The organism is Brevibacterium picturae, assembly GCF_030453725.1.
Lineage (GTDB): Bacteria > Actinomycetota > Actinomycetes > Actinomycetales > Brevibacteriaceae > Brevibacterium > Brevibacterium sandarakinum_A.
The window spans coordinates 1-7945 of the sequence record NZ_JAKDJU010000139.1; the positions used below are offsets into that span (position 1 = coordinate 1).

Annotated in this window: 8 protein-coding genes; 5 read left to right on the top strand and 3 right to left on the bottom strand. The window is 60.2% G+C overall.

Translation table 11 applies throughout. From position 1 onward, the window contains the following. A partial coding sequence (locus tag L0G76_RS12210; protein ID WP_304357470.1) for an acetyl-CoA C-acyltransferase occupies positions 1-1142 on the bottom strand: 1142 nt, incomplete at its 3' end. Between the two features lie 75 nt (positions 1143-1217). Further along, entirely contained in the window at positions 1218-1961 is a 744-nt protein-coding gene (locus L0G76_RS12215) for an SDR family oxidoreductase (RefSeq protein ID WP_304357471.1), read from the bottom strand. 367 nt (positions 1962-2328) lie between these two features. On the opposite strand from L0G76_RS12215, the gene L0G76_RS12220 reads away from it, so the two are divergent. The 5 genes from L0G76_RS12220 (at position 2329) to L0G76_RS12240 (ending at position 7064) form a co-directional block, all read left to right on the top strand. After that, entirely contained in the window at positions 2329-3552 is a 1224-nt protein-coding gene (locus L0G76_RS12220; protein WP_304357472.1) for an ABC transporter substrate-binding protein, read from the top strand. 98 nt (positions 3553-3650) lie between these two features. Continuing rightward, positions 3651-4517: a branched-chain amino acid ABC transporter permease gene (locus L0G76_RS12225; RefSeq protein WP_304357473.1), complete on the top strand. Its 867-nt coding sequence runs from the start codon at positions 3651-3653 to the stop codon at positions 4515-4517. After that, the gene (locus L0G76_RS12230; protein WP_304357474.1) at positions 4514-5590 is read left to right on the top strand and encodes a branched-chain amino acid ABC transporter permease; all 1077 of its coding nucleotides are present in this window, start codon (positions 4514-4516) and stop codon (positions 5588-5590) included. Before L0G76_RS12225 ends, L0G76_RS12230 begins: the two co-directional genes overlap by 4 nt. Further along, positions 5590-6360, top strand: coding sequence for an ABC transporter ATP-binding protein (locus L0G76_RS12235; RefSeq protein ID WP_304357475.1), 771 nt, complete (start codon positions 5590-5592; stop codon positions 6358-6360). Before L0G76_RS12230 ends, L0G76_RS12235 begins: the two co-directional genes overlap by 1 nt. Next, the gene (locus tag L0G76_RS12240; RefSeq protein ID WP_304357476.1) at positions 6360-7064 is read left to right on the top strand and encodes an ABC transporter ATP-binding protein; all 705 of its coding nucleotides are present in this window, start codon (positions 6360-6362) and stop codon (positions 7062-7064) included. The genes L0G76_RS12235 and L0G76_RS12240 overlap by 1 nt, the downstream gene beginning before the upstream one ends. A gap of 81 nt (positions 7065-7145) precedes the next feature. Here L0G76_RS12240 and L0G76_RS12245 read toward each other — a convergent pair whose 3' ends face one another. Further along, positions 7146-7766, bottom strand: a complete 621-nt coding sequence (locus L0G76_RS12245) for an L-threonylcarbamoyladenylate synthase (protein WP_092107579.1) — start codon at positions 7764-7766, stop codon at positions 7146-7148. Between the last annotated feature and the right edge of the window lie 179 nt (positions 7767-7945).

Sequence of the window (7945 nt, forward strand, 5' to 3'; positions counted from 1 at the left end):
ACCACGTACTTGACTCCACGACGGCGACCCTCGATGAGGGCGTGGCCGACAAGGCGGGCACCGGTCATCCCGTATGGGTGTCCGACCGAGATACCTCCACCGTCGACGTTGTACTTCTCCGGATCGATTCCCAGACGTTCACGGCAGTACAGCGCCTGCACTGCAAATGCCTCGTTGAGCTCCCACAGTCCGATGTCATCGATCGAGAGCCCCTGCGCCTTGAGCAGCTTCGGAATCGCGAAGACGGGTCCGATCCCCATCTCATCGGGATCACAGCCGGCCACGGCCATGCCGCGATAGATGCCCAGAGGTTCCAGGCCGCGCCGACTCGCCTCATCACTCGACATCAGCACCGAAGCCGAAGCACCGTCAGACAGTTGCGAGGCATTGCCCGCAGTGACGCTCGGAACCTTCGATGCAACACCGGGCTTGAGCACGGGATTCAAGCCCGCCAAACTCTCCAAGGTCGTTGACGGACGGTTCCCTTCGTCACGGTCCAGAGTCACCTGCTGAGTCGAGGTTTCCTTCGTCTCCTTGTCGACGACGATCTTCGTCGTCGGCAGCGCCACGATTTCGTCGTTGAACCGGCCGGCTTCCTGGGCGGCGGCAGTCCGCTGCTGCGAGGACAACGAATACTCGTCCTGTGCTTCACGGCTGACACCATATCGCTCAGCCACCACCTCGGCGGTAGCGAGCATCGGGTAGTAGATTCCGGGAACATGCTCGACCAGCCACGGGTCCTCGGCCCGGTACATATTCATCTTGTCGTTCTGCACCAGAGACACCGACTCGACGCCGCCGCCGACAGCGACCTCCTGGCCATCGACGAGGATCTGCTTCGCAGCAGTCGCGATTCCCATCAGGCCCGAAGAGCACTGGCGATCGATCGTCATTCCGGGCACCGTCGTGGGCAGGCCGGCTCGCAGCGCCGCTTGGCGACCGATATTGGTGGACTGACTGCCCTGCTGCAGGGCAGCGCCGAGGATGACGTCTTCGACCTCGCCGCTTTCCAGGCCGGCCCGTGAGACAGCGTGGGAAATGGCGTGGCCTGCCAGTTCCTGAGCCTGGGTATCGTTGAACGCTCCTTTGTACGCCTTTCCGATCGGAGTTCTGGCGGTGGAGACGATGACTGCTTCGCGCATGACGAGCCTTTCTTCAGTAAGATGCGCCGGACCTGTGTTCGCCGCATTGGTAGTGAGAGTTGAGAACCAGACCAATCAGGCCTTCGGACCTCCGGCAACATAGATGACCTGCCCGGAGACGAAACCGGCGCCCTCGGAAGCGAGAAATGATGCTGTGTGGGCAATGTCTTCGGGTTTTCCTGTGCGCGCCACCGGAATCTGCCCGACCCCTGCGGCGATGAAGTCCTCATAATCCACGCCCATCCGCTCAGCGGTGGCTTTGGTCATATCGGTTTCGATGAGACCGGGTGCGATCGCATTCGCCGTGACACCGAACTTGCCGAGCTCGATCGACCACGTCTTCGTCATCCCCTGGATTCCTGCCTTGGCCGCCGAGTAGTTGGTCTGACCGCGGTTGCCGAGTGCCGACGTCGACGACATCGATACGATGCGTCCGAACTTCGCTTCGACCATGTATGACTGAACAGCCTTGGTCATCAGGAACGCTCCGCCCAGGTGAACAGAGAGGACCTTCTGGAATTCCTCGTGTGTCATCTTGAACAGCAGATTGTCTCGCAGAATACCGGCATTGTTGACCAGCACTGTCGGTGCACCAAGAGTTTCTACGACGGCCTTCACCGCTGCTTCGACGGAAGCTTCGTCAGAGACATCGGTCTCGACCCCCAGCCCCTTCATGCCGGTGGCTTCAATGGCCTTGACCGACTCAGCCGTGGGCCCCATATCGAGGATCGCGACGTTCATTCCATCCGATGCCAGGCGTTGGGCGATGGCGGCTCCGATGCCGCGGCCGCCACCGGTGACGATTGCTGTCCGAGTCATGACGATCTTCCTCCGAAACGATGGTTCGTGCTTGGTCTGCGCCGGCAGTGACATGGATCTCACCCCTGGCAGCTTCCAGCTTAGACCACGAATGTCACTGAACGATTGTTTGCTCAGAAAACGTAGTCCCGAATCACGATCGGCCACGCCCGGCAGATTTGCGCAGATGAACAGGCGGCCCGGGAGTCATGATGGAAATGAAATGCGCAGGATTCGCGTAATGAGATTGACATCACATTTCATGATGGATAGGTTCCTTCCTAAGCCTCAATCGAATATTCGTTCAGATTGACTTCGGGGTTCCGCTCAGGCATCCCACAACCGTAAGGAGCACTGTTGCTCCGTCTCACTTTTCAAAGGAGAAAAGATGAACTCAATCCCGCGAAGGGCCAGCCGTCCCGTTCTTGCTGCGGCCGTCATCAGCACATTCGCACTGGCATTGGGTGCCTGCGGTGGAGGCGGCGGAAGCGGTGACTCCGGTGGCGGCGACTCCGTCGTCATCGGTTATACCGGTCCGCTGAGCGGCGGCGGCGCGGCCTACGGAAAGAACGTCCAGACAGGTCTTCAGATGGCAGTCGACGATCTCAACGAGGACGGGCTTGAAGTCGATGGGAAGAAGGTCACCATCGAGCTGAAGTCCCTCGATGACAAGTACGCGCCATCCACTGCTGCCAGCAACGCGCAGCGACTGGCAGATCAGGACGAAGCACCCGTCGTCGTCTCCCCCAACGCGGGTGCGATCAAGGCGATCCAGCAGATCAACGACGGGCGATCCAAGTTCATGATCTCCGCCTACACCTCGGATCCTGCAATCATGCAGGCAGACAACGCGCTGACGATGATGATTCCGCCCAACTTCGAATCGTATGCCAAGCCGTACACCGAACAGGGAATGAAGCACGGTGGCGAGAAGCTCGCGCTGCTCGGCACAGAGAGCGAATACGGCCAGCAGTGGACGAAGGCGATCACGGAGGAGTGGAAGAAGGCAGGCGGCACGATCGGCGCAGACAACAGCATCAGCTACGCCACAGTCTCCGACTTCGCCGGCCCGGTGTCGAAGGCCCTTGCAGAGAAGCCGGACACCATTTTCGTCGGTGGCCCCTCACAACCGACTGCACTCATCATGGAACAGGCGCGGAAGCAGGGCTTCGAAGGCAGCTTCCTCGTGATGGACCAGGCGAAGCTCGACGAGATGGCAACCGTGACCAAGATCGAGAATCTGACGAACTCCATCGGGGTTCTTCCGGTCAAGGAATACGACGACCCCGGCAACAAGGACTTCCTGACGAAGTACGCCGAGGCCGCCGGCGAGGACAAGGTGGCAACAAGCGAGACCGCGCTCAACTATCAGAGCATGGCCATCATCGCCAAGGCCATGGAGGTCGCCGGTACAACCAGCGACCCCGACAAGATCCGCGCAGCGGTGCCGGACGCCCTCAGCAAGGTCGCTGACAAGTACAAGGTCAACGGATTCCCGACCGAGATCACGGATCAGGGGCACCTGATGAATCCCGAATTGGAAGTGACCTACCTGAATAAGGACGAGAAGTACACGAAGATACCCGTCGAACAGGTTTCCGACGCCAAGTAGTCACCATCGTCGGCGCTGCCCACAGTGGGGTATGAGAGCGGGGTATGAGCTTCATGCCCCGCTGTGGCGCCGTCTGACGTCCTGTGAGGATTCGCTTCATGACACTTTTCACCCAACAGCTCTTCAACGGAATTGCGCTCGGCGGCATCTACTGTCTTGCCGCAATCGGCCTGACCTTGGTCTTCGGCGTCCTGCGCATTCCCAACCTTGCCCACGGTGCGCTGTACATGCTCGGAGCTTATGTCACGTACTTCTTTCTGACCACGGTCGGCGTTCCCTATGTGGCTGCCATCGGCATTGCTGCCCTCGTTCTCTTCGTCCTCGGTGTGCTGCTCGAACGTCTGGTCTTCCACCCTCTGCGCAATGCTCCGCACACCCACCACATGATTGCAGCCATCGGCGCCATGTTCTTCTTCCAGTCGGTCGCGCAGGCGATCTGGGGAGCTGATTTCAAGCGGATGGAGACACCGATCTCCGGGAGCATGCAGATTCTGGGCGCGGAGATCTCTGCGCAGCGCATCGTGATCATCGTGACGGCAGTCGTCGTGCTCAGTCTGCTGACATGGTTCATCAAACGCTCGATTCACGGTCAGACGATCGAAGCCATCGAGCAGGACCGGACCGGGGCGGCTCTGGTCGGAATCAATCCCGCCATGGTCTCAATGCTCACTGTGGGCCTGTCGGCGCTCCTGGTCACCATCGCCGCCGGTCTCGTTTCTCCCATCAACCTTCTGTCCCCCACCATGGGTGACTCGCTCAACCTCAAGGTGTTCGCGATCATCATCCTGGGTGGGCTCGGGTCATTGCCAGGGGCCATCGTCGGCAGCTTCGCACTTGCGATCGCGGAGACGATGACCTCGACGTACATCTCCTCGGCCGTCGGCGAGGCCGTGGCTTTCATCGTGCTGGTGGCGGTGCTGGCGATCAGACCCACAGGCCTCTTCTCCAAGGCGGTGCAGCGATGAACGCACTCAAGAATCCCAGAACCCTCGGAACCTTGGCCGTGCTCGTCGTCATCGCCCTGACGCCACTGGCCTTCGGCGATGAGAACTACATCATGCGAGTGATCACCGTCGGTCTCTGCTCGGCGATCGCGGTCTACGGGATGAACATCATCCTCGGCTTCACAGGACAGCTGTCTCTGGCCCAAGGCGGCTTCTTCGGCATCGGAGCTTATACGGTCGGTCTGCTGACGACCGATTTCGATTGGTCGTTCTGGCAGGCATTCCTGGTCGGCGTGGTCGGCACCTCTGCCATCGGATATCTGTGCGGACTGATCGCCCTGCGCACGAAGGACGAGTACTTCGCCATCTTCACCATGGCCATCGGCTTCATCATCTACCTGGTCATCAGCCGCTGGGAGTCGGTGACACATGCCCATTCCGGAGTCAACAATGTGAAATTCCCCGAGGCAGGGGACATCGTCGACTTCAGCAATCCGACTGCGATGTTCTATCTCGTCTTCGTCATCCTGCTGATCTGCGTCTACATCACCTACGCGATACGTCGCTCTAGTGTGGGGCGCACACTGCTGACGATTCGAACCAGCGAAGACCTCGCCGACGCAATCGGCGTCAATGTGGGGCTGAGCAAGCAGCTCGCCTTCGCAGCATCAGCCTTCTTCGGTGGAGTCGGCGGCGGCCTCTATGCCTCCGTCATCGGATTCATCGGCCCCGATGCCGCAACCGTGGACAAGACCTTCGAGTTTCTGATGTTCATCCTGGTCGGAGGAATGGGCACAGTTGCCGGACCGCTGGTGGGCACCATGATTGTGACGTTCCTGTTCGAGCTCTTCCAAGACTTCCAGGCCTATCGATTCATCGTGCTCGGCCCCATCATCATTGCGCTTGTGATCTTCGCGCCCCGCGGAATCGTGGGGTATCTGGGAGGCTTCATCGACAAGCGCGCACGAAAGCGACGAACCGGCTCCGTCCGGACGAATGCTTCCACCCGGTCAGACGGCGCCACGCACACGGGCGATTCCCCCCGCGCAGGCACTTCCGCCGAGACCGCCACCACCACCGAGGAGGAGAAGTGATGCTGCTCGAAATTCGTGGGCTCGGGAAACGCTTCGGCGGGCTCGACGCCGTCAGGAACGTCGACCTTGATGTGCAGGAAGGACAGGTCACCGCTGTGATCGGCCCCAATGGTGCCGGGAAATCAACGCTGTTCAACCTCATTCACGGGTTCTACCGCCCCACTTCCGGGAGCGTGGCCTTCAACGGTCGTGATATCACTCATTCGTCTCCGCACAATTCCGTCAGCGGAGGAATCGCGCGCACCTTTCAGACGACGCACCTCTTCGACGACTCGACGCTGCTGGAGAATGTCCTGGCCGGACGCATCGTCCGCTCCAAGTCCAATGTCTTCGATGCGATCTTCCACACTCCACGACACCGACGCGAATCCGCACTCAACCACGACAAGGCGCTCGAGGCGCTCGAATTCTGCGACGTCGCCGAATTCCGACATGATCTCGCCTCCAATGTTCCTCAAGAAGTGCAGAAGCGCACGGCTGTCGCCATGGCATTGGCAACCGAACCGGAGCTGATGCTCCTCGATGAGCCGGCTGGGGGCATTCCCGAGGAGGAGACGACGGATTTCGGCAACCTCATTCGTTCCCTGCCCAGTCGCGGAGTGTCCGTGCTGCTGGTTGAACACAAAATGTCGATGATCATGGATCTGGCGGACACAATTCTGGTCCTCGATCACGGTCAGAAACTGGCGATCGGCTCCCCCGCGGAGATCCAGAGCAATCCGGACGTGATCCGTGCCTACTTGGGCTCGACCAAGGATGAGGAGAACTGATGCTCTCATTGGAGAACATAAACGTCGGCTATGACGCAACAGACGTGCTCCACGGAGTGAGCGTCACAGCCCGGCCCGGTGAACTGACGGTGATCCTCGGAGCGAACGGCTCTGGCAAGACCACACTGTTCAAAACCATCAGCGGACTGCTGCGAACTCGCTCGGGATCGATCGAGTACAACGGTCAGACGATCCGCCGGACACGTCCGAGCTCCATCGTCAAGCTCGGCATCGCACAGTGCCCCGAGGGGCGGCACCTGTTCGGAAAGATGTCGGTGGAGAAGAATCTGCGCTTGGGCACCTATCCGCACAGGAACCGGGCCCGCACCGAGGAGATCCTGAGCGACGTGCTCGATCTGTTTCCCATCCTGAAGGAGAAGGCAGCTCAACCGGCAGGCTCGCTCTCAGGTGGGCAGCAGCAGATGGTGTCGATCGGTCGCGCGCTGATGTCAGACCCGAGTCTGCTGATCTTGGACGAGCCCTCCATGGGTCTGGCTCCCCTGGTCGTCGAACAGGTGCTCGAGTCGATCGCGCAGATCAACAGGAACGGGATCGGCGTCCTGCTCAGCGAACAGAACGCAAAGGCCTCACTGTCTATCGCTCACCGCGGATATGTGCTGGCCGAAGGACGTGTGGTGCTCGCCGACGATGCCGACAAGCTGCTGGACAATCCCCAGGTTCAGGCAGCCTACTTGGGCCTGTGAACGTTCCCTGAGCGAAGAACCTGCACTACCGCGGCGAGTGGTGCCTCGGCCTGCCCCGTCGTGACGAGGCACCACTGACGCTCATTCGAAGCGTGACACGTCACCGGCCCCGACGCGTGCGACCTCCGGCTCCCGACCAGTGAAGTCGATGACGGAGGTGGGGACAGTGCCCGGCACTCCGGACTCGATGACGACGTCCACGTCGTGACCGATCTGATCGACGACATCATCAGCCTGGGTCAGCGGATCCTCGGCTCCGGGCAGCAGCAGGGTCGACGACAGAATGGGCTCGCCCATCGCCTCAACGAGCGCGAGAGCTGTCACATTCTGCGGGATCCGTGCACCGACCGAGTGTTTCTTGGCATGCATCATTCGACGCGGGACTTCCTTGGTCGCCTTCATGATGAATGTGTAGGGGCCGGGAGTCATCGACTTGATGACCCTGAAGTCGGAATTGTCGACGATGACGAACTGCCCCAGTTGTGCGAAGTCCCGGCACATCAGAGTGAAGTGATGTTTCGAGTCCAACTGCCTGATTCGCGTGATCCGCTCGATGCCCGCCTTGTTGTCCAGTGCGCAGCCCAGCGCATAGCACGAGTCTGTGGGGTAGGCGATCAGCCCACCGTCCCGCAGAGTCTGCGCGGCCTTCTCGATCATTCGGTTCTGTGGGTTCTCGGGATGGATATTCAGTAGTGTCGCCATACTTCATGCTAACCACTCACAGCACACGAGGCGAGAGGCGTGGCGTATTCAGTCGGACAATTCATCGCCCGCCTGCCTATTGCATCAATTCCTCGGCGACTCGTCCGAACTTGTCATCAGTGGCCCATCCGCAGTCGCCGACGACGTCTCTTCCTCTGCAGTCGTCTCCCCTGTTGCCG